Raw genomic sequence first — 23,293 nt, 5'->3', positions numbered from 1 at the left:
CGGGCTCCGGCTTAATAACGGATCTTGGGATCGATAGCCGCATAGAGGATATCGACCAGGGCATTGAAGGCAATGGTCAGGGTACCGACCAGTATGGTCAGACCCAGCACCATGGAGTAGTCCCGGTTCAACGCCCCGTTAACAAACAGCTGGCCGAGTCCGGGCAGGCCGAATATGGTTTCGATCACCACAGAGCCGGTGATGATGCCGACGAAGGCCGGCCCCAGGTAAGACACCACCGGCAGCATGGCCGGCCGCAGGGCATGCCGGAGGATGATATGGCGCCGAGGCAGGCCCTTGGCCCTGGCGGTACGGATAAAATCGGCGTTCATGGTTTCAATCATGGACCCCCGGGTAATACGGGCGATGGCCGAGATATAGTGCATCATCATGCCCACCACCGGCAGGATCAGGTTCTGGGGCGCCCCCTCGTTCCAGCCGCCGGCCGGCAGCCATTGGAGGGTAATGGCAAATACCAGCACCAGGATGGGCGCCAGTACGAAACTGGGGATCACCAGCCCGACCATGGCCGTTGACATGGTGAGATAATCAATCCAGCTGTTTTGTTTCAGTGCCGCCACTACCCCCAGGGCGACGCCGAACAGCACGGCGCCGAAGAAGGCGTACAAGCCGATTTCGGCGGATACCGGCAAGGCCTGGCTCACCAGTTCGTTGACGGAAAAGTCCTTGTATTTGAAAGAGGGGCCCAGATCTCCCCGCAGCAGGTTGCCGAGGTAGCCGAAGTACTGTTCCAGCACCGGTCTGTCCAGCCCGTATCTGGCTTCGATATTGGCCAACACCTCGGGGGGCAGACTACGCTCCGAGCTGAAGGGGTTGCCCGGGGCGAAGCGCATCATAAAGAAGGAAATGGTGATCAGCACCAGCAGGGTGGGAATGGCTTCGAGCAGACGTTTAACAATGAATTTAAGCATTGAGTCTCCTTCAGTGGACTCCCACACACAGCCTAAGAACGAAACATGGTGGAACCCCGGCCCAGGCGATAGGGCCGGCAGGCCAACAACCATGAATCGCGGCGGGGTCGCCCTCCCATCCGGGGATTCCCGGCTCTCCCTGTCCTTAATGTTCCAGAATATACATATCCTTAGAATAGAGGTTATTCAGCGGGTTGTTGGGGTACCCCCCCACATACTGCTGCACCAGGCGCGCGGTCACATACTGGTAGATGGGTGCGATGGGCATGTCCTCGGCCAGAATCTCTTCCGCCTGGGTGTATTGGGCATTACGCTTTTCCGTATCGACGATGGAGCGAGAGGCATTCATTAGCGCGTCAAACGCGGGGTTGGAATATTTGCCGTCGTTGTTACCATGAGTAGTCTGCAGCAGATCCAGCATGGACGAGGCCTCATTGTAGTCGGCAATCCAGCCGGCCCGAGCCACATCGAAATTACCCTGGGTCTTGGTATCCAGGTAGGTCTTCCATTCCTGGTTCACCAGTTCCACCTCTACCTCCAGTTGCTTCTTCCACATCGATGCCACGGCCACCGCCAGCTTCTTGTGATTCTCGCTGGTGTTGTAGAGCAGCTCGAATCGGAGCGGATTCTGCTTGTTGAAGCCGGCCTCCGTCAGCAGTTCCCGGGCCCTGGCATTTCGCTCCTTCTGGGTCCAGCTCGCCCATGCCAGCCTGGGCGGGGTAAAACCGTCGACGATCTCAGGGGTCATGGTGTAGCCGGGTTTCTGACCCTGGCCCAGCACCAGGTTGGCAATCACCTCGCGGTCGATGGCATAGGACAGTGCCTTACGCACCCGCACGTCATCAAAAGGCGGTTTTCTGGTATTGAACTGGTAATAATAGGTGCCCACATAGCCGGTGATGCGGACTTTATCAGGGTGTTCCTGTTTCAGGCGCGTGAAGTGCTCTATGGGTATCTCATTGGTCATGTCCAGTTCACCGGCCAGGAAGCGGTTCATGGCCGCATTCTGGGAGGTGATGGGCAAATAACTGACCCGCTCGAGCACCGTCTTGTCATTGTTCCAGTAATGGGGGTTGCGCACCAGCTCGATCTTCTCGTTGACCACCCAGTCGGACAGGGTATAGGCGCCGTTGGATATCAGGTTGCCCGGCCGGGTCCACTCGGCACCGTGCCGTTCTATCGCCCGGCGATTGACCGGGTAAGTGGTGGTGTGGGCCAGCATGGTCACGAAATAGGGCACCGGCTGTTCCAGTGTTATTTCCAGGGTGCGCTCATCCAGCGCCTTGACGCCCAGGGTGTCTACGTCTTGCTCCCCTTTGAGGATGGCGCCGGCATTGACGATGGTGGGAATTTCCAGGTACCAGGAATAGGGAGAGGCGGTGTTAGGGTCAATCGCCCGCTTGAAGCTGTACTCGAAGTCATGGGCGGTGACCGGCTCGCCGTTGGACCATCTGGCGTCGGCACGCAGGTGAAAGAGATAGTGCTGATTGTCCTGGGTCTCCCAGTGTTCGGCGACGCCGGGTAGGATCTCACCCCGGGGGCCGGATACCACCAGACCTTCAAACAGATCACGCAAAATATTGGATTCGGGCACCCCTTCCGTCTTGTGGGGGTCCAGGGTGGCGGGCTCCGCGCCATTGCCCTTGATTAGCTGCTGCACCTTGGCCAGCCGGGTGTCGGCGGGGATCTCAGCGGCCCAGGTTTGCGCCGCCATGGCCAGCAGCGTCGCGGCCAGAATCGAGGTGGTCTTCTCCGTACGCTTCGATTGCATCTTGCCTACTCCCTCAAGAAAATGGCCCGCCTCTCTCTGGAATCATCGCTCGGGCAGCATTGATTAACTATAGCTGCCTGCGGCAGGCCCAAACAGCGCCGATGAATCTGTGCTGTCAGCCGGCGTATCGCGGCCGGGTCGACGCTGAGGCCCCCCGGGCCCGGCATGCCCCTGTGAGCGGACTTCTATCCTTAAGGTTCTTGCAGCCCCAACACCAAAACGGGCCCAAACAGGGCCCGTTTTTTATCACTGATACTTATCGAGTCTAGAACACCAGGTGGGCAATGAGTGCGATCACCGGCAGGGTCACCAGGGTGCGCAGCAGGAAGATAACGAACAACTCGAAGATATTCACCGGGATCTTGCTGCCCAGCAGCAGGGCACCCACTTCCGACATATAGATCAACTGGGTCACCGACAGGGCGGCTATCACAAAGCGGGTCATCTCGCTTTCAATGGAGGTCGCCAGGATTGCCGGGATAAACATGTCGGCAAAGCCAACTACTATGGTTTCCGAGGCAGCGGCGGCTTCGGGGATCTGCAGCAGTTCCAGCAGCGGTACAAAAGGCATGCCCAGCCAGCTGAACAGCGGCGTATTTTCCGCGATGATCAGCGCCAGGGTGCCGAACGCCATAACCACTGGCAATACGCCGAACAGCATATCCAGGGCATTATGCACGCCGGTCTTGGCCACCTGACCCAGGCCTTCTACCTTGCCGGCACGGTTCAGTGCCAGGTTAAAGCCATGCTTCAGGGTCGATTGTCCGGCGGGGATGGCTTCATCGTCCTGGCTGCGGGCCTGGCCATTGATAAAGAGATCCTTTTTCCGGCTCAGGGGGGGCAGCCTGGGCACGACGATGGCGGCGACGATACCGGCGATACAGATGGCCAGATAATAAGGCAGGAACATATGCTCAAGTTTGACCTGCGCCAGCACCACCAGGCTGAAGGTAATGGAGACCGCCGAGAAGGTGGTACCGATCACCGCTGCTTCGCGCTGGGTATAGTGTTGACCTTCGTATTGCTTGCTGGTCAGCAGAATACCCACACTGCCGTCCCCCAGCCAGGAGGCCATACAGTCCACCGCCGAGCGGCCGGGCAGGCGGAAAATGGGTCGCATCAGGCCGGTCAGCAGGGTGCCGACAAATTCCAGCAGACCAAAATCGAGCAACAGGGGCAGCAACAGGCCGGCAAAGATAAAGACGGCGAACAGCACCGGCAACAAGTCGTTGAGCACCAAGCCACCGGTCACCTCACTGAATACAAGCTCGCTGCCGGTCTGGCTGTAAGCCAGCACCACGAACAGCGCTCCCAGCAGGCGGCTGACCAGCCAGATGGGCCGGATATTAAACAGGCTGTTCAAGAAAGGATGCGAGATTACCCAGTCCGGCTTCACCACCTTGGTAAACAGGGTCATCAGCGCAGAGCTGCTGATCAGCAGGGTTACAATCAACGTCAGGTGGCCGTCCAGCATGGCCTGCAGGCCCTTGGCCAGCACGGCAATCATGATGGTGAGATCGCCGTTGTAACTGACCGGAGTCATAAACAGCAATATACCCACCAGCGATGGCACCAGAAACATCAGCAGGTTTCTTTTGCTACAGGCGGCCTGTCCCAGCAATGTCTTTTCCATAGGTTGTCCTTCCTTAATCAGGCAAATCACCCAATTTGGTTATAAAAGGTAAAAGCTGCATTTTTATGCAGCCCATCAAACAGCTTGAGAATAAAAACAACTTATTTCTGAATAAGGCGTCAATTTCACGAAAGATTGATGAATACTTATTTTACAGCCAAATATATTTAATCAAAATGAAATATCAAAACTTAAACCTACTTAATGGAACTTTGTTAGATTTTTGTTCTGACGTGTTAACTTTGGGCTGGCAGTATAAGCAATTTGTAATCACATGCAAGCTGCAATACGGACAGGATTCCAAATCAGCGACCCGGATCCCTTTTTGACGATAAAAGTGGTTTCAATTGAAGTTGGGGATGGGTGAGCAAGCCGATGGCTGATAGCTGATGGCTTAATGATATACTCGTCCACAGTCATCCCAGCAACGCAGACAGGAGCCCATGCCCTCCCCCGAACTGGTCTTTATCCCCAGCCTCTCCCAGGTAGATGCCGCTGCCTGGGATGCCTTGTTTACTGACGGCTATCCCTTTACCCGCCATGGCTTTTTACTGGCGCTGGAGGCCGGCGGCAGCATAGGAGCCGAGTCCGGCTGGCTGCCGCAATACGCCTGTATGTACCGGGAAGGGCAGCTGATTGCCGCCATGCCCTGCTACATCAAGACCCACTCTTATGGCGAGTACCTGTTTGACTGGGCCTTTGCCGAGGCCTATGAACGCCACCGGCTGACCTATTATCCCAAGCTGGTGTGCGCCATTCCTTTCACCCCCGCTACCGGCCCCCGGCTGGGCCTGGCACCCGGATATCAACCCGCACAGCTTATGCCGCTCTTTGAGCAAGGCCTGATCGCCCTGAGTGAGAAGATCGGCGCCAGCGGCTACCAGTGCCTGTTTTGTGAACAGCCACTGGGACAACAGCTAGGGGAACAACAGTGGCAACAACGGACCAATGTGCAGTTTCACTGGCTGAACCGGGGCTATCGAAACATGGACGACTTTCTTGCCCGCTTCAGCTCTCGCAAGCGCAAGAACCTGCTGAAGGAACGGGCCCGGGTCCTGGCAGGCGGCATCCGTTTTTCCACCCTGAGCGGCGATGCCCTCACCGCCGACATCTGGCGGCAGTTTTATCACTTCTACCGACGCACCTATCAGAAGCGGGCCGGTCACGATGGCTACCTGACCCAGGAAACCTTCCTGCGATGGGGAAATGATTGCCGCGACCAATGCGTGCTGTTTGCCGCCTATCGGGAGCAACAACTGGTAGCCGGGGCCCTGTGTTTTCGCTCAGCCGACACCCTGTACGGCCGTTACTGGGGCTGTGAACAGGAGCTGGAGTTCCTGCATTTTGAGGCCTGTTATTACCAGGGGATCGAGTACTGTATCGAACAGGGGCTGCGCCGCTTCGATGCCGGGGCTCAGGGCGAGCACAAGCTGCAACGCGGCTTTGAACCACGGCTCTGTTACGGTTATTTCAAGCTGTTCGAACGAGGGTTCAATGACGCCATTGCCGACTACTGCCGGCGAGAGACGGCGCAACTGCTTCGCTATCAGGCACAATGCCAACAACAGCTGCCTTTTAAAGATGGAGAGTAGGGATTGTTAGGAGGTAAGTGCTGTACCCGCCGTGATGATATCCGAAGGAGATTTAATGATATGGGCCCATGAACCCGGGGCCGAACTTCCTGCAACTACATCTTGATGGCCTACCGGCCATATCGCCGCGGGGTCGCGCCTCCCACAGCGTCCCTGCCCGATTCTAGGTGTGCTGTAGGAGGGCCGACCCCGGCGCTTTGATATCCGAAGGAGATTTAATGATATGGGCCCATAAACCCGGGGCCGAACTTCCTGCAACTACATCTTGATGGCCTGCCGGCCATATCGCCGCGGGGTCGCGCCTCCTACAAATGGTGTTTAAACACCAGCAGCCGGTTGTTGGCCGGCATGGCATGATCCGCCTGTAAACCCAGGCCGTGGCGCTCGGCCAGCTCGGTCACGTCCGTGATATCCCGTATCCCCATATGCGGAACCTGGTCTCGCAACATGGCATCGAAGGCCCGGTTGCTGGGACTAGTGAACCGCCCCTCGTAGTTGAAGGGGCCGTAGATACAGAGCGATGCCCCCTGCGCCAGCACCCCAACCAGTCTTGCAAACATCGCCTCGACCTCGGACCAGGCCATGATATGCAGGGTATTGGCGGTAAACACCCCCTGATACTGGCCGGCCGGCCAGTGATCCTGGGTAACATCCAGCACCAGCGGCGGCAACAGGTTGGGTAGACCGGCATCGGCAAACCAGAGCGACATACCCGGGATATTTTCCGCCCTGTCACTCGGCTGCCAGTACAGATGGGTCAGCCGCTCGGCAAAAAACACCCCGTGCTGGCCGGTACCGCTGCCGATCTCCAGCACCACACCGGGCCGGTCAAAGACCTGCGCCAGCACCGCCAGGATCGGTCGCTTGTTGTTTTCACAAGCCTGGGAGAAAGGTTTGTCGCTCATGATTTTCCCTATTCCGCTACGCAGTCCACATAATAGTGGGTCTGGCCCGCCTGCTGCTCCGCCACCAGGCCATGGATAAAGGTTTCGAAGCCGGGGAATTTGCCATTGAACTCGCGGGCAAACTTCAGGTAGCTGATGATAGTATCGTTGAATACCTCACCCGGGATAAGCAACGGAATGCCCGGCGGATAGGGGGTGAGCATCACCGCCGTAACCCTGCCGGTCAGTTCATCCAGCGGCACCCTGTCGATCTTCTTGTGAGCCATGCGGGCGAAGGCATCCGCCGGTTTCATCGCCGGCACCAAATCCGACAGATACATTTCCGTGGTCATCCGGGCCACATTGTTCAGCTTGTAGAAGCGGTGAATATCGGCACAGAGATCGCGCAGGCCCACCCGCTCGTATTGCGGATATTTCTGAATAAACTCCGGCAGGATACGCCACAGGGGGGCATTCTTGTCGTAGTCGTCCTTAAACTGCTGCAGGGCGGTGACCATGGTGTTCCAGCGGCCCTTGGTAATGCCGATGGTAAACATGATAAAGAAGGAATAGAGACCGGTTTTCTCGATCACCACACCATGCTCGGCCAGGTATTTGGCAACGATGGCCGCCGGTATGCCGTCGTCGGCGAAATTGCCGTCCACGTTCAGACCGGGGGTAAGGATGGTGGCCTTAATGGGGTCCAGCAGGTTGAAGCCCGGCGCCACATCACCAAAGCCGTGCCAGCTTTCACCGGCATGCAGCATCCAGGCATCCCTGTGGTCCAGGCCGTCATCGGTCAGGTCATCAGGGCCCCACACCTTGAACCACCAGTCGTCACCGTATTCGTCGTCCACCTTGCGCATGGCACGGCGGAATTCCAGCGCCTCGTCCAGGGATTCTTCCACCAGCGCCGTGCCGCCCGGGGCTTCCATCATGGCCGCCGCCACATCGCAGGAGGCGATGATGGCGTACTGGGGGCTGGTGGAGGTGTGCATCAGGTAGGCTTCGTTGAACAAGTCTCGGTCCAGCTTGTTGTCTTCTGCGTCCTGCACCAGAATTTGCGAGGCCTGGGAAATCCCCGCCAGCAACTTATGGGTCGACTGGGTCGAAAACACCATGGAATCCTTGCAGCGCGGCCGCGCCTCGCCGATGGCGTGATAATCACCGTAGAAGTCATGAAAGGCCGCATGGGGCAGCCAGGCCTCGTCAAAGTGCAGAGTGTCAATCTCGCCGTCCAGCAGGGTCTTGATCTCCTCCACATTGTAGAGGATGCCATCATAGGTGGACTGGGTAATGGTCAGCACCCGCGGCTTGACATTCGGTGTCTTCTCGAGAATCTCGCGGCAGAAGGGGTTGGCCATCATCTTCTCGCGGATACGCTTGGGCTCGAACTCGCTGCGCGGGATCGGGCCGATAATGCCGTAATGGTTGCGGGTCGGCATCAGGAATACCGGCACGGCGCCGGTCATCATGATCACATGCAGAATCGACTTGTGACAGTTGCGGTCCACCAGCACGATATCGCCCGGGGCCACGGTCGAGTGCCACACTATCTTGTTGGACGTGGATGTGCCGTTGGTTACGAAAAACAGATGGTCGGCATTGAAGATGCGCGCCGCGTTATGTTCCGAAGCGGCCACCGGGCCGGTATGGTCAAGCAACTGACCCAGCTCGTCCACCGCATTGCAGACATCGGCACGCAGCATGTTTTCGCCGAAAAACTGATGGAACATACGCCCTACCGGCGATTTCAGGAAGGCGACACCTCCGGAGTGTCCCGGGCAGTGCCAGGAGTATGAGCCGTCCTGGGCATAGTGGGTCAGGGCACGGAAGAAAGGCGGCGCCAGCGAATCCAGGTAACTCTTGGCCTCGCGGATGATATGCCGGGCCACGAAGTCGGGGGTGTCTTCGTGCATATGGATAAAACCATGCAGCTCGCGCAGTATGTCATTGGGGATATGCCGGGCGGTGCGGGTTTCGCCGTACAGGTAGATGGGAATATCCGGGTTGCGATGGCGGATCTGCTCGACAAAGCGGCGCAGCTGATCCAGCACCGACTGGGCCTCTTCCCGACTGCCACCACCAAACTCCTCATCGTCAATCGACAGGATAAAGCCGGCGGCCCGGCTTTGCTGCTGGGCGAAGGAGGTCAGGTCTCCATAACTGGTGTAGCCCACCACGTCCATGCCGGCCTTTTCTATGGCAGAAGCCAGTTCACGGATGCCGGAACCGCTGGTATTTTCGGAGCGGAAATCTTCATCGATAATGACGATGGGAAAATGAAACTGCATGGAGAGGCTCCTTGGGTGCTGTGTCGAATGACGGTGGCGGCCTGTTAATGGTCGCCAATTCTAATCCTTATCTCGATGCGTGACAAAAGAAGTTTACATAAAAATTCATCGAAAACGCCACCCGGCAGGCCTGGCTCCGCACCGCATGAAAGACTGAAAAATTCGGCCCTGACGATGCCGCGCCCGCTGCTTCCGGGGGCAATAAGCAGCGGGATAAGGAAGCAACCAAGTGATTATATATTCATCAAAGTAGCATTAAAAAACAACCATACCGTCCTACCCGGAACCAGAAGTTGTCCTTCCATTGTAATAAAATCCACCCCGATACGACCAAGGTATCATGAAAGCAAGATGCAGGGCGGATGATGGGATGAGTACACTGGTTTCTGATGAGTCTGGTGCCATACTTTATATCAAGATACAGTACGGCCAGACAATCATCACAAATCAGGATAGTCAGCAATGACCCAGGACTCGGTACCGCAAGACCCTCACCCAACCGGCTCTTCCCATGACACCTTGATGTCTGACGAACTGCGCCTGCAGATGCTCAAATTTGCCACCCTGCAGCTAAGGGACAGCCACCTGGCAGAAGATGCGGTACAGGAAGCACTATTGGGTGCATTCAGGTATGCCCAGGCCTTTGCCGGCCGGGCTGCCTACAAGACCTGGGTGTTCGCCATCCTGAAAAATAAGATTGCCGATCTGCTGCGCAAGAACCAGCGCCTGGTCAATGTCAGCAGCCTGACCCGGACGGAAGATGACAGCCTGGAAGAGACCCTGTTCAATCAAAACGGCATGTGGCATCGGGATGAACGACCCGTGGCCTGGTCATCGCCCGAAGGCAGCGCCGAAGACAGCCAGTTCTGGCAGATCTTCGAGGCCTGTCTCGATGACCTGCCGCCCAATCAGGGCCGGGTATTCATGATGCGCGAGTTCGTCGACCTGGAAAGCAGTGAAATCTGTAGCGAGCTCGACATCAGTGTCAGTAACCTCAATGTGCTGCTGTATCGGGCCCGGCTGCGCCTGCGGGAGTGCCTTGAAAACAAGTGGTATCTGGATGGAGACTGCCGATGTTGAACTGCCATAAAGCGACCCGGCTGATGTCCGAGGCCCAGGACAGACCGCTGACCCTGGGTGAAAAACTGGCCCTCAGGCTACATACCATGATGTGCTCGGCCTGCAGCAACTTTGAAAAACAGCTGCCGGCCCTGCGCAGGATGGCGCGGGGCTTTGCCCGCCACCAGCCACCGACCGAAGACACGCCGGATAAAAAGCGGGAATAAAACTGCGGGCTGGTATATGAAAGCCCGGACCTTGCCCCGCTTGTGCCTGTGGGATACCCGGCCCCGGGTCTATGCCACCGCGACAGTGCCAGACCCCTAACTTGCGGGGCAACGGCCCCCCATCCCTCCATTAGTCCGAATATATGCATAAAATATGTAATAAATACCCCGCCGCTTCGGACTATATAGTCAGACTCCGACAATATATGGACTTGCCATGAGAGATACACTACCGCTGCTCGATTTGACCGACTTCCCGCCCATCCGCCGGCGTACTCTTGACACCCTGCAGGTCAACCTGGGCTATCGCTGCAACATGAAATGCGTGCATTGTCATGTCGCCGCCGGCCCCCACAGGACCGAGATGATGGACGCCGACAACCTGGCGCTGATCCCCCGGGTATTGAAGGCCCGTGGCCTGACCACCCTGGACCTGACCGGCGGCGCCCCCGAGATGCACGAGGGCTTTCGTGACCTGGTCAAGGCCGCGCGAGAGCTGGACGTCAAGGTGATCGACCGCTGCAATCTCACCATATTGTTCGAACCGGGACAGGAAGATCTGGCGGAATTTCTCGCCGGGCACCAGGTCGAAATCGTGGCCTCCCTGCCCTGCTACTCCCTTGAGAATGTCGACAAGCAGCGGGGCAAGGGCGCCTTCGACAAGAGCATTCAGGCGCTGATCGCGCTCAACCGGCTCGGTTATGGCCAACCCGGCTCCGGACTTACCCTGAATCTGGTCTACAACCCTCTGGGCCCCAGCCTGCCGCCGCCCCAACAGGCCCTGGAGGCAGCCTACAAGCAACAGCTGTTCGACCATTTCGGCATTCGCTTCAACCAGCTGTTCGCACTCACCAACATGCCGATCAAGCGCTTCGGCGACTACCTGATCACCAAACGTCAGTTCCACGATTACATGCGCCTGCTCAAGGAGAACTATGCCGCCGCCAACCTGGATAGCTTGATGTGCCGCTCGCTGGTGAGTGTCGACTGGCAGGGCTACCTCTACGACTGCGACTTCAACCAGCAACTGGGGCTGCACCTGCCCGGCGGCGAATGGCCCCACCTGCGTGATCTGCTCAGCCGGGAACTGGAAGGCCAGCCGATCCGCATCGCCGATCACTGCTACGGCTGTACCGCCGGTCAGGGCAGCAGCTGCGGCGGCGCCCTGCACGAAGACAAAAAATAACTATCGCCTGACTCGTCCTCAAGGAATCATCATGCGCAGACTCCTCCTCATCCTGGTACTGGCCGCCCTGGTGGCCGCCTTTTTCCTGTTCGACCTGGACAAGCAGCTGACCCTGGAAGCCCTCAAGCAGCACCAGGCCGATATCGCCGACTTCAAGGCAGATAATCCCTGGCTGATGGCCGGCGCCTTCTTTGTGTTCTATGTGTTGGTCACCGCCCTGTCGCTGCCGGGGGCGGCCATCATGACCCTGGCCGCCGGCGCCCTGTTCGGCCTCTGGCAGGGCTTTGTACTGGTCTCCTTTGCCTCCACCATCGGCGCCACCCTGGCCTTCCTGGTGGCTCGCTTCCTGCTGCACGATGCGGTGCAGCGCCGCTTCGGCGACAAGCTCAAGGCGATCAATGCGGGGGTAGCCCGGGACGGCGCCTTCTACCTGTTCAGCCTGCGGCTGGTGCCGGTGTTTCCGTTTTTCCTGATCAATATCCTGATGGCGCTGACACCGATCAAGGCCGCCACCTTCTACTGGGTTAGCCAGCTGGGCATGGTGGCCGGCACCTTGGTCTACGTCAACGCCGGTACCCAGCTGGCGGCCATCGACAGCCTGGCCGGCATTTTGTCGCCAGGCCTGTTGCTGTCGTTCGCCCTGCTGGGAATATTTCCCCTGGTGGCCCGCGCCTTGGTGCGGGTAATCCAGCGTCGCCGGGTCTACCGCAACTGGACCCGCCCTCGCCACTATGATCGCAACCTGATCGTGATTGGTGCCGGGGCCGCCGGTCTGGTCAGTGCTTATATCGCCGCCGCGGTCAAGGCCAAGGTGACCCTGGTCGAGGACCACAAGATGGGCGGAGACTGCCTCAACACCGGCTGCGTGCCGAGCAAGGCACTGATCCGCAGCGCCAGGCTGGCCCACCAGATCAAACACGCCGACCGGTATGGCCTGGAGGGCGGCAACCCCGCCTTCAGCTTCAAGGCGGTGATGGCCCGGATACAGGCGGTGATCCGCAAGATTGAACCTCACGACAGCATAGAGCGCTATACCAAACTGGGCGTCGAGGTATTGACCGGCTACGGCAAACTGATCGACCCCTGGACCGTGGAGGTGACGCTCCATGATGGCAGTACCCGGCGGCTGACCGCCCGCAGCATCATCATCGCCGCCGGCGCCCGCCCCCTGGTGCCGGCTCTGCCCGGCCTGGAGCAAGTGGGCTACCTCACCAGCGATACCCTGTGGGAGGAATTCGCCAGGCGGGAGCAGGCCCCCCACCGGCTGCTGGTGTTGGGCGGCGGCCCCATCGGTTGCGAGCTGGCCCAGAGTTTTGCCCGCCTGGGGTCAAAGGTGACCCAGGCCGAGCTCGCCGACAGGCTGATGGCCCGGGAAGACACAGAGGTCAGCCAACTGGTGGAAAATGCGCTTACCAAAGATGGGGTACGGGTGCTAACCGGCCACACCGCGCTGCGTTTCGAGCTGCGAGACGGGCGCAAGCTGATGATCGCCGAGCATCAGGGCAAAGAGGTGGAGATCGAATTCGACGACCTGCTGCTGGCCCTGGGGCGCAGTGCCCGCTTGCAAGGCTATGGCCTGGAGCGGCTGGGCATACAAACCAACCGCACCGTGCAGACCAACGATTACCTGGAAACCCTCTATCCCAATATCTATGCCGCCGGGGATGTGGCCGGACCCTACCAGTTTACCCATACCGCCGCCCATATGGCCTGGTACGCCACCGTCAACGCCCTGTTCGGCAACCTCAAACGGTTCCGGGTCGACTATCGCGTCATTCCCTGGGCCACCTTCGTGGCGCCGGAAGTGGCCCGGGTTGGGCTCAACGAGCAGGAAGCCGAAGAGAAAGGCATCGCCTTTGAGGTCACCCGCTATGGCCTGGACGACCTGGACAGAGCCATCGCCGATGGCACCGATGAAGGCTTTGTCAAGGTGCTGACGATGCCCGGCAAAGACAAGATCCTGGGGGTGACCATCGTCGGTGAACACGCCGGCGACCTGCTCGCCGAATATGTACTGGCGATGAAACAGGGGCTGGGACTGAACAAGATCCTCGGCACCATCCATATCTACCCGACCCTGGTTGAGGCCAACAAGTATGCGGCCGGGGAATGGAAGCGGGCTCATGCGCCCGAGCGCCTGCTGAGCTGGGTGGGCCGATACCACGACTGGCGGCGTGGAGGACGGAGCTCAGACACAGAGCAATCCAAGACCAAGGCCGGGGAAGAAGAGGTGTCACGATGACACTGTCCATTATCATCCCCATGCTCAACGAAGCCCCGGATTTACCGGGGCTCCTGGCCCGCCTTCCCCTGCGCGACTGCCACTGCGAGGTTCTCCTGGTCGACGGCGGCAGTCGCGACGACTCCGTGACCATCGCCCGCCAGGCCGGGTTCCGGGTGCTCGAGTCCGAACGGGGCCGCGCCAGGCAAATGAATGCCGGGGCGACGGCCGCCAGCGGCGAGCTGCTGCTGTTTCTCCATGCAGACACCATACTGCCCCCGATGGCGGTGCAGGCGGTGCAGTCCGCCCTCGCCGACGGCCAACATCAGTGGGGGCGCTTCGATGTGCATATCAGTGGCCGCCATCCCATGCTCGCCGTGATCGGCGGCTTGATGAACCTGCGTTCGCGGCTGACCGGCATCGCCACCGGCGATCAGGCCATGTTCGTCACCCGCGCGGCCTTTGAGCAGGTGGCCGGTTTCCCCGACCAACCGCTGATGGAGGATGTCGAGCTCAGTAAGCGGCTCAAGCGGCTGTCGCCTCCTGCCTGCCTTAAGCTGAAGGTCAGCACCTCGGGCCGCCGCTGGGAAAGCCGGGGCCTGTGGCGGACCATCTGGCTGATGTGGCAACTGCGCTTCGCCTACTGGCGCGGCGCCCCGGCCGAGCAACTGGCGAGGGCCTACCGTTGAACCGGGCCCGTATCATCATCTTCGCCAAGGCGCCCCGGCCCGGCCTGGCCAAGACCCGGCTGATCCCCGCTCTCGGTGCCGAGGGCGCGGCCCGGCTGGCCCGCCACATGCTGCTTTCCACCATTGAGCGCAGCCTGGCCGCCAGCCTGGGCCCGGTGGAACTGTGCATGACCCCAACCCCGGACGATCCGGCCTGGGCTGATATTCCCCTGCCGACGAAGCTGATTTGTAGCGACCAGGGGGCTGGTAACCTGGGAGAACGCATGGCCCGGGCCGCCGCACGAGGGCTGACACAAGCCCCCAGGGTCCTGCTGATCGGCACCGACTGTCCGGCGCTCACTCCGTTACGGCTACAAGCCGCCGCCGAGCGGCTGAACCGGCATGATGCAGTCATTCATCCCGCCCTGGACGGCGGCTATGTGCTGCTCGGCCTGACCCGCTTCAGCCCCCGCCTGTTTGCGGACATTCCCTGGAGCACGGCGCAGGTGGGCCCCATCACTCTGGCCCGCCTCGACGCGCTTGGCTGGTCATACCATAAGGCCGAACCCCTGTCCGATATCGATGTGCCCGGAGATCTACACCTCTTACCTGACCACTGGATAAATTCATGAGGCGACTGATCCTGGCCGGCGGTGGCCATGCCCATCTTTTTGTGCTGGCCGCCCTGGCCAGGCGACCACTGGCCGGCGTCGAGGTGGTGCTGGTAACACCGGACCCGCATCAGTACTATTCGGGCATGCTGCCCGGCTGGATTTCCGGCCACTACACCCGGGATCAGTGCCGGATTGATCTGCGTCCGCTGACGCGGGCAGCCCGGGGCCGACTTGAAATACAGAGGCTGGTCGGCATGGAGGCGGATAACCGGGTCGTTACCTTCGCCGATGGCCGGACGCTTGACTACGATCTGCTGTCGCTCGACACCGGCAGCGAGGTTGAGCTGTCCTGGCTGGCGGCGGCAGGAGACAAGCTGTTGCCGGCCAGGCCACTGCCCCGGTTCTTCGAGGCCTGGCCACAACAACTCGCGCAGGCACGATGCATACCCGGCTACCGGCTGCTGGTGGTCGGCGGCGGCGCCGCCGGGGTCGAGCTGGCCCTGGCGGCTCGACATGCCTTTGAACGGGAACGGATTGATGGCCGGGTGATCCTGGTGACGTCCGAGTCCGGACCGCTGAACGGCCATGCCAAAGGTGCGCGAGAACGCATTCGCCGGGTGCTGGCCCGGGCCGGTATCGATGTATACGAACAAAGGGCCGCCGGAACCGACCAGGGCGTGATGCTGGCCGATGGCAGCCAGCTGCCGGCGAACTGCATTATCGCCGCCGCCGGAGCCAGTGCCCCGCCATGGCTGGCCAACACCGGCCTGCAGCTGGATGAACAGGGCTATGTGATGGTTAATGAGCATCACCAGAGCCTGTCTCAACCTCGGGTGTTTGCCGCCGGCGATGTCTGCGCCCGCCGGGATGTGACCATGGCCCGCTCCGGGGTGCATGCGGTACACGCAGGGCCGGTACTGGCTGCCAACCTCAGGGCCGCCCTTAAAGGCCTGCCGCTGCGCAGCTATCAACCCCGTCGCCATTCCCTCTATTTGCTGGCCACCGGCCCCCGCCATGCGGTGGCTTCCTGGGGTCCGATCAGCATGGAAGGCAAGTGGGTCTGGTACTGGAAGGATCATATCGACAGAAGCTTTATCCGCCGGTTCAGCCATGACCCGGCATAAAGACAATGGCGGCGAGGTCCCGCTCTGCAGGAGGGCCGCCCTTGGGGCTAACGCCCTTGCTAATATCATCGCGGCGAGGTCACCCCTCCCACAGCAAACCCCAAATCAGGCTGGGATCCTGTGGGAGGCGCGACCTCGCGGCGATATGGCCAAAGGCCATCACAAGCAGCAGTTCAATGCTCCCGTCAACCGGACAGCATCCTCTGGCCTGTGTTCCGGCCCCCGGATAAAGCGCTCCCGGTATGATGCCCAGGCCGGCGAGCCCGGTGGCCAGTGGCTGGCAAACCAGTCATCCCATTGTTCATCCCAGTCGATGGGGATGGCGTCGCAATAGAGCGCACCGAGGCGAGTACCGTAGAGGACGGGCACCGGAGACGGCCGAGAGCTGAGGCGCGTCAGCACCCCCCGCCGATCGCCCCTGAAGTTGGGCATGCCGGCGGCCCCGTTGTTGACCACCAGGTGGCGTACGCCATTGATGTCGAAGTCCTGCATATAGGGCAGACAGGTGTGACTGCAAGCAAAAATGCGGGCACCGGCCAGCCCGAACCAGTCGGCCAGCCGGTCGGTGAGCTGCCCCGGCTCCGGCATGGCCTCCAGCGCCAGCTGCCAGCCGGACAAAGACTCGGGGTCACCGTGCAATACCTGCACCCTGTGCCCGGCCACTGTCAGCGCCAGCTGGCGGGGCAGCTGTTTCAGGCGGCCAAGCATGTCGCCATGGTCGACGCTTGCCTGCTGCAGACGGGTCATGATGGCATTGGAACGGGTGACCGTCTCGCCATCGACCCACTCCGGGTAGCCGCAACCACAACCTGCCCCGGCAGAGGGCGCACAGAGTTCGGCCTCGACATTGCCCTGAATGGCATTGTGCGCCAACACCGTTTCGTTGATCAGCCGGAAACTGCTGTTATCGACATTGAACCAGTTGAAGTCGCCGTTAAACACCAGCCCGGGTTCAACCAGTCCGGCGGCCACCTCTTGCTGTTGCAACGCCTCTATGGCTGTTAACGCCGTCCAGTTGCCGTACAGGCCGCCGATGATATAGACGCTCTCCCGCACCGGAGCCGGCCCCTGACCCAACTGCCGGGGATCGATGCGATAGCTGAGGGGGCAGCTGCGCCCCTCGATGGTCATCAGGCCTGCGCCCTGTTGATGCCGCTCGGCCTGAGCCCGAGGGCAAAGCTCGCAAGGCCGGTGAGCAGGATAGCGATGGTGATCACCAGCAGCTTGCTGTAGCTGTGCTCGACCCCGGTCAGAGGCCCTATCCAGTCCACATATCCGGCTTTCTCAAAGAAGTAGAGCACGGCCCCCGCCATGGCGGCGGCGAAGCTGGCCAGGAAGCTCCAGCGCGCCACCTCCCGCCCGGCCAGGATATTGAACAGGATCACCGGGGTCAGAAACAGGGAGGCGGTGCCGCTGACCGCCACTGCATCAAACAAATCCTTGCTACCCACAAACACCAGGAACAGACCGCCGACGGCAAACAGCGCCATGGCAACCCGACCATGTCCCGCCGACGGCCTGCTCAGTCCCATATCCACCACCATCAGCTTGGCGGCGCTGGACAGGGTGGAGTCCATGGTAGAGGCGGCAGAGATCACCAGCGCCAGGCCGAGCAGAAACATGGCCGGGGTACCCAGCAGCCGCTCCAGGGTCAGTAGCAAGTCCTTGTCTTCCCCGCCATGCAGGCCGGCAAACACCCCGACCAGACCGAAGCCCAGGATCAGCAGCGCCGACAACCAGAAGGCATGAATAAAGCTGCGCCGGGTGGTGTCCCTGTCCGCCAGGAATCCCCGGTCCATCATCACGGGATCATGCATGGGATAACTCAGTACCTGCAGCAGGGCCACCACCAGCAACACCCAGCCCGGGCTGGTCAGTTGCGGGCTGCTGGCCAGCAAGGCACCGGCATCGAACAGCGGGTGGCCCAGGGTGATGATCACGATGGCGCCGATCAACAGCAGCAACAGGCTCATTTGAAGCACATCGGTGCGCAGCGAGGCGCGCAGACCACCTGTCATGGAATAGGCCAGGGTCAGGCCGGCAACCGCCAGGATAGACCAGGTATAGGCCTGGGAATCGGCCACCCCGAACACCATACCCACCACCAGCAGGTTGGCGAATACCTCGGTCAACAGCCGCAGGGAGATCAGCAGGTTGTAACAGCCGGCCCCCAGCCGGCCGAAGCGAGTCAGCAGGAAACCCTGGATATTGTCGACTCCATAACGGTAACGTAACCGGTCGACGATCAGCCAGCCGGAGAGAAAGGAACCATAATAGGCGGCATAGGCCAGGGCGCCGGCAATGCCATAGAAATAACCGAGGATGGCGGCATTGAGCAGTGAACGGGCGAAGATCCAGGTGGTCACCTGGGAAAAGGTCAGGGTCAGTACGCCGGGGGCAACCCCCTGGTCGTCGCGTCCGCCAAAGAAGCCTTCGACAGTACGCACCCGGGGAGCCAGCAGCAGGCTGGCCAGTCCTATCAGAGACAGAATGCCGATCAGGCTGGGAATATGGATATGGGTCATGGTCTTTCCTTGGTCGTTTTAATCGGTCATCACGAGGTGCGCCTTGTTCGAAACGGCACAGTGCCAGCGACATTAATACACGGTATCGTCCTCCCTAAAACCGGGTAGTCAGCTCGATAAGCCAGGCCGGGCTTAACGACAGCAGCCAACTTTCCAGGCGCTTGTCCAAGCCGGTCAGCACCAACAGGGCCACCACCAGCAGGCTGGCTCCCATGAGCCGGCGTCCCCCCCGCCCCAGGCTGAGTAAACGCTCCCGGCCCCTGGTAAACCGCGCACGGGACAGCAAGCCGATACCGATAAGGGGGATCACGGCACCCAGGCTGAACACCAGCATCACCAGGCTGACGGCGCCCAGGCTATCGCCCTGCCCCGCCAGGACGATTGCCGCCCCCAGGGTGGGGCCGACACAGGGCGTCCACGCCACGCCAAGCAGCGCGCCCACCAGCAACTGGCCGCGATTGCCATCCGGATGGAAGCCACTGAGCAGGGCCTGCGCCCCGGCACCGAGTCGGGCTGTACGGGCACTGAACCTGGCCTGCAGCCGCCCACTCAGCAGCCAGCAGGCCGCCAGCAGCATCAACAGGCCCGCCCCCAGGCGCAGCCCCTGTCCCTCCAGTCCCAACGCCAGGCCGAAGGAGGCGAAGCCCGTCCCCACCAAGGTAAAGGACAGCGCCAGGCCAAACGCCAGGGAAAACAACCCCAGCCGTTGTCTGGCCATGGCCGCGGCCGCCACGACCGGCAGGAGCGGCAGCACACAGGGCGACAGAGTGGTGAGCAGGCCGGCCAGCAGGCTGAAAGACAGCAAGGTAATACCGATCTCCACGCCGAGCCCTTACCTGAGCTGCCCGAGGAAGGCCCGCAGCCGTTCCGGGCTGGTATCGCCCAGCACCCGGGCGATTTCCTCACCGCCGTCGAACAGGATAAGCGTACTCTGACGATTCACACCCAAGGTGCGGAGTGCCTCCTTTTGCCGATCGAAATCCAGCTTGAGCAGGGTGATATGGGCAAATTCCGGTTCCGCCAGCATGGGCGTCAGCACCGCCTCCTGCCGTTGGCAGACGGCACACCAATCGGCATACACTTCAACCAGCACCGCCGCTTTGTCGGTCTGCAATCGGGCAAAAGCCTGTTGGGAGAAAGGCTGAATGCCGGCCGCCATCGCCTCGGCCCCAACCAACAGAGCGACGGCGCACAAGAGTGTCTTTAACAATGTCATAGGGCATCCTTACGAGATCATCATGGTGTGGGCCGGCGTTAGCCGCGCCACTGCTTGTCGATCTCGAGTTAAACGAGATAAACCGGCTGCTCACCGGCACGCCGGCTTTATAAAAATAGACGCGACCGGGCCCGCTTTTCTTACAACCAGCAGGTATTTTTCATCCCGACGCCCCCTCACTCAGGCATCGGGAGTGGCGCGATATTTTTCGTATCCTGTGCTTGCGGTATGGAAATGTTCCTGCTCGTCCGCCGCCCATATCTGTCTGCTCGAAGCCGGGCTGGACTTCACCCTGATCAAGGTAAATTTGGGGGGTGATCGACGCCTGCCCGATGGCCGACACCTGAACGATATCAACCCCAAAGGCTATGTGCCCGGCCTCGAACTGGACAACGGCAAAGTGCTGACCGAAAACGTGGCGATACTGCAATATATCGCCGCTCAAAAACCGGAAATCGGCCTGGCTCCGGCCAACGGCGCCCTCGCCCGTTACCGGCTCCTGGAATGGCTGGGATTTATCGACTCGGAGGTACACAAGACACTGGGCCTGCTGTTCAACCCCAGGCTGGCGGAGATCGCAAAACCGGCGCGGCTCGAAAAGCTTGGCCAGCGAGCCGTCTATCTGGACCTGCAGCTGGTCGATGCCTATCTCTAGATCGTACTCGGCTGGTGTCCAAAGCTGGGTGTGGATCTCGCACCCTCCCCCCCGGCTAAGTGCCTACCTGGCCCGCGTCGGACAGCGCGCATCGGCAAAAACGACGACCGGCGGCTGAAGCCAGTGCCTTCATTGCCGATACTCCGCCTCCCCATGATGGTGGGGCCGCAGGATCTCGGGCACACCTTCCCTTACCAGTTCGCCTGGGCCAGCCAGGCCTGGGAATGCGCCCGGGGCACAGGGGCCGGCACTGAATCGACCCATTATGTAGGAGGCCCAACCTCGGGCCGACAAAGCAGGGCTGCGATTTATCGCGAGAGGTCGCTGCTCTTGTGACAGAGCAGGCAATCAGGCCGAGGCCTGCTCCAGCTCGGCCAGCCAGTCATCCACCGAAATCGCCAGTTGGCCGGTGATCTCCAATTGCCGGTCTTCGAACACGTCCCGCCCGGGGTTAACTGCCAGCCAGTGGCTGATAACCGCATCCCGGTGCCGCAGCAACGCCTCGATATGGGGTCGAAACAGCACCAGCATATTGCTCAACCAGATATTCACCGGCCAGGACGGACTGGCATGATCGATCACGAAGCTGTCCAGCAGGGAAATCACCGCCTCGGCCGGATACCAGCTCTCACCGGTCACCCAGCGATTGCAGGCGAACAGGCCGACAGGATAACCCCAGCCGTCCATGGAAATGGCCACCAGATGGGCAATCGCCTGATCCCCGCTGGGCCAGGGCTCACTCGCTCCGGAATAGTCCAGCATCTTCAGCTGCTCAGGAATACCCGGCGCGCGCAGGAAGGTATGGAAGTGGCCATGCTCCAGCCCACCGCCGCGATGGGCATGGTAGTAATACTGACTGTGGTTGTCTTTATCGAATACATCGTCCAGGGGATAGTGAGTCATTTCATAGAAGGTCCCCTGCCCCTTGAGTACCTCACCGACGATATTGACTCCGCCCCTGCTCAGTACCCGGTAGCATTCCCGGATCCGGGCGCCGGCCTCACGCATCCGGCGAATATCCCCGGGAAGCAGGCTGGCCGCCACCGGCGGCACCAGTTCAGGCAAGGGCTGGTGTATATCTGCTGTCATAGGCATCCTTGAAAACGTCATCTTCCAATACCAGGCGGTTCAAACACATTGTCCCGCCGGCGGGGCCTGACGGCCATGCATCGCCGGCTGATTGCCTGCCAAACTCCCCTATCTGTCTGCAGGCTGTCTTGTTCCCCTCACTGAGACTTGGCGGCACAGGGATTGGCTGCACAAGGATTCTTGGCCGCACAGGGGTTGGCTGCACAAGGACTCTTGACTGCACAGGGGTTGGCTGCACAAGGATTCTTGACCGCACAGGGGTTGGCCGCGCACGGATTCTTGGCCGCACAAGGGTTGGCCGCGCACGGATTCTTGGCCGCACAAGGGTTGGCCGCGCACGGATTCTTGACCGCACAAGGGTTGGCCGCGCACGGATTCTTGGCCGCACAGGGGTTGGCCGCGCACGGATTCTTGGCCGCACAGGGGTTAAAGGTAGCCTGCTCTGTCTCTACATAGGCCACCAGGGCGGCCAGCTCTTTCGAGTCCCAAGCCAGGGGTTGCGATGCCATGGGAGCGACCATGCAGATCTGGATCATCTCATCCAGGTGCACCTGACTCAGGCCAAACTGCCCTTGGGCCATCGCCACCGGATGGGGGTAGGCCATGGCAAAGCCGGCCTGGTACATCTGCTGGTCCTGATGACAACTGGCGCAAGACAGGCCATTGCTGCTCAGGCTGGTGTCATTGAACAGCGCCTTACCCAGGGCCACCAATTCCGCCTTGTCTCCCTGATAAGGCTGATAGTTGGCCGGGCGTTGTACGGCCTTGGCGGCGCAGGGGTTTACTGCCGCCGGTTTGGCGGCACAGGGGCTCTTCACCGCGCAGGGATTCTGGGTGGCACAGGGATTGGCGGCGCACGGGCTCTTCACTGCACAGGGATTCTGGGTGGCACAGGGATTGGCGGCGCACGGGCTTTTCACCGCACAGGGATTCTTGGCCGCACAGGGGTTGGCAGCGCAAGGATTGGCGGCGCAGGGCTTCTTGCTCATGGCAATCAGCTGAATACCTGTCCCCCCCGATTCGACGGCCTGCACCGGGCCCGACAGCGCCAGGGTCAGCAGAGAGGCCGACACCAGGGCGGCAACGGGAGTAATACGGAAGTAAGCCGAGGGCTGGGAATGACATCGACGCATGATCATGCTCCTTTAGATAATAACTGTCCATGAAAGGCGCAGGGTAAACGACCCTTGCTAGATAATAAGACGCGATAAGCTCCTTACTTATTACACACATCCCTCATTTTTATCGACATCCCGGTTTTTGGCAGGCTGTACCTGGACTCATTGCCACACCGTTCGCGATGCTGACAGCCGCCATGGCATGTCTATTCCCGCATGGTGGACGAGCTTCACCGACTGGGTTGCACCATTCCGAAGCTGCATGACTACCGGCATGAGCCCACCAGTCTGGAAGGGCCTGCTTGGCAGCGAACGGATATTAACAGGGCACGCCACTGCCGGCCAGGGAGGTCGGAAATGCAGAACGGCAGGCACCTCTACGGCCCTGCCGTGGTGTTTCGGCTCTCGCATCCTGACTTCTGTCTCGAAAGATAGTGGTATTTGTATCAGAGAATTATTGAACACCATGATGAAAAAGTTTTTCT

At 60.4% G+C, this 23,293-nt stretch carries 20 protein-coding genes; 9 read left to right on the top strand and 11 right to left on the bottom strand.

What is annotated here, in order from left to right; translation table 11 throughout:
• Positions 1 to 11: 11 nt before the first annotated feature.
• The 3 genes from oppB to DCS96_RS03920 form a co-directional block, all read right to left on the bottom strand.
• A complete protein-coding gene (oppB, locus tag DCS96_RS03930) occupies positions 12 to 932 on the bottom strand; it encodes an oligopeptide ABC transporter permease OppB (RefSeq protein WP_116473035.1) in 921 nt (306 codons plus the stop codon).
• A 145-nt stretch (positions 933 to 1,077) separates the two neighbouring features.
• Positions 1,078 to 2,703, bottom strand: coding sequence for an ABC transporter substrate-binding protein (locus DCS96_RS03925; RefSeq protein ID WP_157953573.1), 1,626 nt, complete (start codon positions 2,701 to 2,703; stop codon positions 1,078 to 1,080).
• 265 nt (positions 2,704 to 2,968) lie between these two features.
• Positions 2,969 to 4,336 (bottom strand): YjiH family protein, encoded by a 1,368-nt coding sequence (locus DCS96_RS03920; protein ID WP_116473034.1) that lies wholly within the window; start codon positions 4,334 to 4,336, stop codon positions 2,969 to 2,971.
• 443 nt (positions 4,337 to 4,779) lie between these two features.
• On the opposite strand from DCS96_RS03920, the gene DCS96_RS03910 reads away from it, so the two are divergent.
• Positions 4,780 to 5,928 carry a GNAT family N-acetyltransferase gene (locus DCS96_RS03910; RefSeq protein WP_116473032.1) on the top strand — a complete coding sequence of 383 codons (1,149 nt, stop codon included), beginning with the start codon at positions 4,780 to 4,782 and terminating at the stop codon, positions 5,926 to 5,928.
• Between the two features lie 305 nt (positions 5,929 to 6,233).
• On the opposite strand, the gene DCS96_RS03905 is transcribed toward DCS96_RS03910, so the two are convergent.
• Positions 6,234 to 6,833 carry a DUF938 domain-containing protein gene (locus DCS96_RS03905; RefSeq protein ID WP_116473031.1) on the bottom strand — a complete coding sequence of 200 codons (600 nt, stop codon included), beginning with the start codon at positions 6,831 to 6,833 and terminating at the stop codon, positions 6,234 to 6,236.
• 8 nt (positions 6,834 to 6,841) lie between these two features.
• A complete protein-coding gene (locus DCS96_RS03900) occupies positions 6,842 to 9,106 on the bottom strand; it encodes an arginine/lysine/ornithine decarboxylase (protein ID WP_116473030.1) in 2,265 nt (754 codons plus the stop codon).
• Between the two features lie 462 nt (positions 9,107 to 9,568).
• Here DCS96_RS03900 and DCS96_RS03895 point away from each other — a divergent pair, with 462 nt between their 5' ends.
• The 7 genes from DCS96_RS03895 to DCS96_RS03865 all read left to right on the top strand — a co-directional run bounded on the left by DCS96_RS03895 (position 9,569) and on the right by DCS96_RS03865 (position 16,205).
• Positions 9,569 to 10,186 (top strand): RNA polymerase factor sigma-70, encoded by a 618-nt coding sequence (locus DCS96_RS03895; protein WP_232818176.1) that lies wholly within the window; start codon positions 9,569 to 9,571, stop codon positions 10,184 to 10,186.
• A complete protein-coding gene (locus DCS96_RS03890; protein ID WP_116473029.1) occupies positions 10,180 to 10,392 on the top strand; it encodes an anti-sigma factor family protein in 213 nt (70 codons plus the stop codon). Before DCS96_RS03895 ends, DCS96_RS03890 begins: the two co-directional genes overlap by 7 nt.
• A 217-nt stretch (positions 10,393 to 10,609) precedes the next feature.
• Positions 10,610 to 11,578, top strand: a complete 969-nt coding sequence (gene arsS, locus DCS96_RS03885) for an arsenosugar biosynthesis radical SAM (seleno)protein ArsS (RefSeq protein WP_116473028.1) — start codon at positions 10,610 to 10,612, stop codon at positions 11,576 to 11,578.
• Positions 11,579 to 11,609: 31 nt separating this feature from the next.
• On the top strand, positions 11,610 to 13,820 hold the full coding sequence (locus tag DCS96_RS03880; RefSeq protein WP_116473027.1) for an FAD-dependent oxidoreductase: 2,211 nt from the start codon (positions 11,610 to 11,612) through the stop codon (positions 13,818 to 13,820).
• Positions 13,817 to 14,488, top strand: coding sequence for a TIGR04283 family arsenosugar biosynthesis glycosyltransferase (locus DCS96_RS03875; RefSeq protein ID WP_116473026.1), 672 nt, complete (start codon positions 13,817 to 13,819; stop codon positions 14,486 to 14,488). The genes DCS96_RS03880 and DCS96_RS03875 overlap by 4 nt, the downstream gene beginning before the upstream one ends.
• The gene (locus tag DCS96_RS03870) at positions 14,485 to 15,099 is read left to right on the top strand and encodes a TIGR04282 family arsenosugar biosynthesis glycosyltransferase (RefSeq protein WP_116473025.1); all 615 of its coding nucleotides are present in this window, start codon (positions 14,485 to 14,487) and stop codon (positions 15,097 to 15,099) included. The genes DCS96_RS03875 and DCS96_RS03870 overlap by 4 nt, the downstream gene beginning before the upstream one ends.
• Entirely contained in the window at positions 15,096 to 16,205 is a 1,110-nt protein-coding gene (locus DCS96_RS03865; RefSeq protein WP_116473024.1) for an FAD-dependent oxidoreductase, read from the top strand. Before DCS96_RS03870 ends, DCS96_RS03865 begins: the two co-directional genes overlap by 4 nt.
• A 159-nt stretch (positions 16,206 to 16,364) precedes the next feature.
• Here DCS96_RS03865 and DCS96_RS03860 read toward each other — a convergent pair whose 3' ends face one another.
• The 4 genes from DCS96_RS03860 to DCS96_RS03845 form a co-directional block, all read right to left on the bottom strand.
• Positions 16,365 to 17,336: a metallophosphoesterase family protein gene (locus tag DCS96_RS03860; RefSeq protein WP_116473023.1), complete on the bottom strand. Its 972-nt coding sequence runs from the start codon at positions 17,334 to 17,336 to the stop codon at positions 16,365 to 16,367.
• Positions 17,336 to 18,730 (bottom strand): SLC5/6 family protein, encoded by a 1,395-nt coding sequence (locus DCS96_RS03855; protein ID WP_116473022.1) that lies wholly within the window; start codon positions 18,728 to 18,730, stop codon positions 17,336 to 17,338. Before DCS96_RS03855 ends, DCS96_RS03860 begins: the two co-directional genes overlap by 1 nt.
• 94 nt (positions 18,731 to 18,824) lie before the next feature.
• Positions 18,825 to 19,553: a cytochrome c biogenesis CcdA family protein gene (locus DCS96_RS03850; protein WP_116473021.1), complete on the bottom strand. Its 729-nt coding sequence runs from the start codon at positions 19,551 to 19,553 to the stop codon at positions 18,825 to 18,827.
• Between the two features lie 9 nt (positions 19,554 to 19,562).
• The gene (locus DCS96_RS03845) at positions 19,563 to 19,946 is read right to left on the bottom strand and encodes a thioredoxin family protein (protein WP_198649913.1); all 384 of its coding nucleotides are present in this window, start codon (positions 19,944 to 19,946) and stop codon (positions 19,563 to 19,565) included.
• Positions 19,947 to 20,139: 193 nt separating this feature from the next.
• Here DCS96_RS03845 and DCS96_RS18515 point away from each other — a divergent pair, with 193 nt between their 5' ends.
• Positions 20,140 to 20,601 (top strand): glutathione S-transferase N-terminal domain-containing protein, encoded by a 462-nt coding sequence (locus tag DCS96_RS18515; RefSeq protein WP_157953572.1) that lies wholly within the window; start codon positions 20,140 to 20,142, stop codon positions 20,599 to 20,601.
• A gap of 348 nt (positions 20,602 to 20,949) precedes the next feature.
• On the opposite strand, the gene DCS96_RS03835 is transcribed toward DCS96_RS18515, so the two are convergent.
• Together DCS96_RS03835 and DCS96_RS03830 are read right to left on the bottom strand one after the other, a co-directional pair.
• A complete protein-coding gene (locus tag DCS96_RS03835) occupies positions 20,950 to 21,690 on the bottom strand; it encodes a DUF6969 family protein (protein ID WP_198649912.1) in 741 nt (246 codons plus the stop codon).
• Between the two features lie 137 nt (positions 21,691 to 21,827).
• Complete coding sequence (locus tag DCS96_RS03830; protein WP_198649911.1) at positions 21,828 to 22,823, bottom strand: c-type cytochrome; 996 nt, start codon at positions 22,821 to 22,823, stop codon at positions 21,828 to 21,830.
• Positions 22,824 to 23,293 lie beyond the last annotated feature (470 nt).

This window comes from Zobellella maritima, assembly GCF_003075035.1.
GTDB classification, from domain to species: domain Bacteria; phylum Pseudomonadota; class Gammaproteobacteria; order Enterobacterales; family Aeromonadaceae; genus Oceanimonas; species Oceanimonas maritima.
The sequence above is the reverse complement of the archived record's forward strand: the minus strand, read 5'-3'. Positions and strand labels throughout refer to the sequence as shown.

Bases quoted from the DNA above. Each gene is read 5' to 3' on its own strand.
- oppB (WP_116473035.1), bottom strand. From the start codon at position 932: ATGCTTAAATTCATTGTTAAACGTCTGCTCGAAGCCATTCCCACCCTG.
- DCS96_RS03925 (WP_157953573.1), bottom strand. From the start codon at position 2,703: ATGCAATCGAAGCGTACGGAGAAGACCACCTCGATTCTGGCCGCGACG.
- DCS96_RS03920 (WP_116473034.1), bottom strand. From the start codon at position 4,336: ATGGAAAAGACATTGCTGGGACAGGCCGCCTGTAGCAAAAGAAACCTG.
- DCS96_RS03910 (WP_116473032.1), top strand. From the start codon at position 4,780: ATGCCCTCCCCCGAACTGGTCTTTATCCCCAGCCTCTCCCAGGTAGAT.
- DCS96_RS03905 (WP_116473031.1), bottom strand. From the start codon at position 6,833: ATGAGCGACAAACCTTTCTCCCAGGCTTGTGAAAACAACAAGCGACCG.
- DCS96_RS03900 (WP_116473030.1), bottom strand. From the start codon at position 9,106: ATGCAGTTTCATTTTCCCATCGTCATTATCGATGAAGATTTCCGCTCC.
- DCS96_RS03895 (WP_232818176.1), top strand. From the start codon at position 9,569: ATGACCCAGGACTCGGTACCGCAAGACCCTCACCCAACCGGCTCTTCC.
- DCS96_RS03890 (WP_116473029.1), top strand. From the start codon at position 10,180: ATGTTGAACTGCCATAAAGCGACCCGGCTGATGTCCGAGGCCCAGGAC.
- arsS (WP_116473028.1), top strand. From the start codon at position 10,610: ATGAGAGATACACTACCGCTGCTCGATTTGACCGACTTCCCGCCCATC.
- DCS96_RS03880 (WP_116473027.1), top strand. From the start codon at position 11,610: ATGCGCAGACTCCTCCTCATCCTGGTACTGGCCGCCCTGGTGGCCGCC.
- DCS96_RS03875 (WP_116473026.1), top strand. From the start codon at position 13,817: ATGACACTGTCCATTATCATCCCCATGCTCAACGAAGCCCCGGATTTA.
- DCS96_RS03865 (WP_116473024.1), top strand. From the start codon at position 15,096: ATGAGGCGACTGATCCTGGCCGGCGGTGGCCATGCCCATCTTTTTGTG.
- DCS96_RS03860 (WP_116473023.1), bottom strand. From the start codon at position 17,336: ATGACCATCGAGGGGCGCAGCTGCCCCCTCAGCTATCGCATCGATCCC.
- DCS96_RS03855 (WP_116473022.1), bottom strand. From the start codon at position 18,730: ATGACCCATATCCATATTCCCAGCCTGATCGGCATTCTGTCTCTGATA.
- DCS96_RS03845 (WP_198649913.1), bottom strand. From the start codon at position 19,946: ATGACATTGTTAAAGACACTCTTGTGCGCCGTCGCTCTGTTGGTTGGG.
- DCS96_RS03835 (WP_198649912.1), bottom strand. From the start codon at position 21,690: ATGACAGCAGATATACACCAGCCCTTGCCTGAACTGGTGCCGCCGGTG.
- DCS96_RS03830 (WP_198649911.1), bottom strand. From the start codon at position 22,823: ATGCGTCGATGTCATTCCCAGCCCTCGGCTTACTTCCGTATTACTCCC.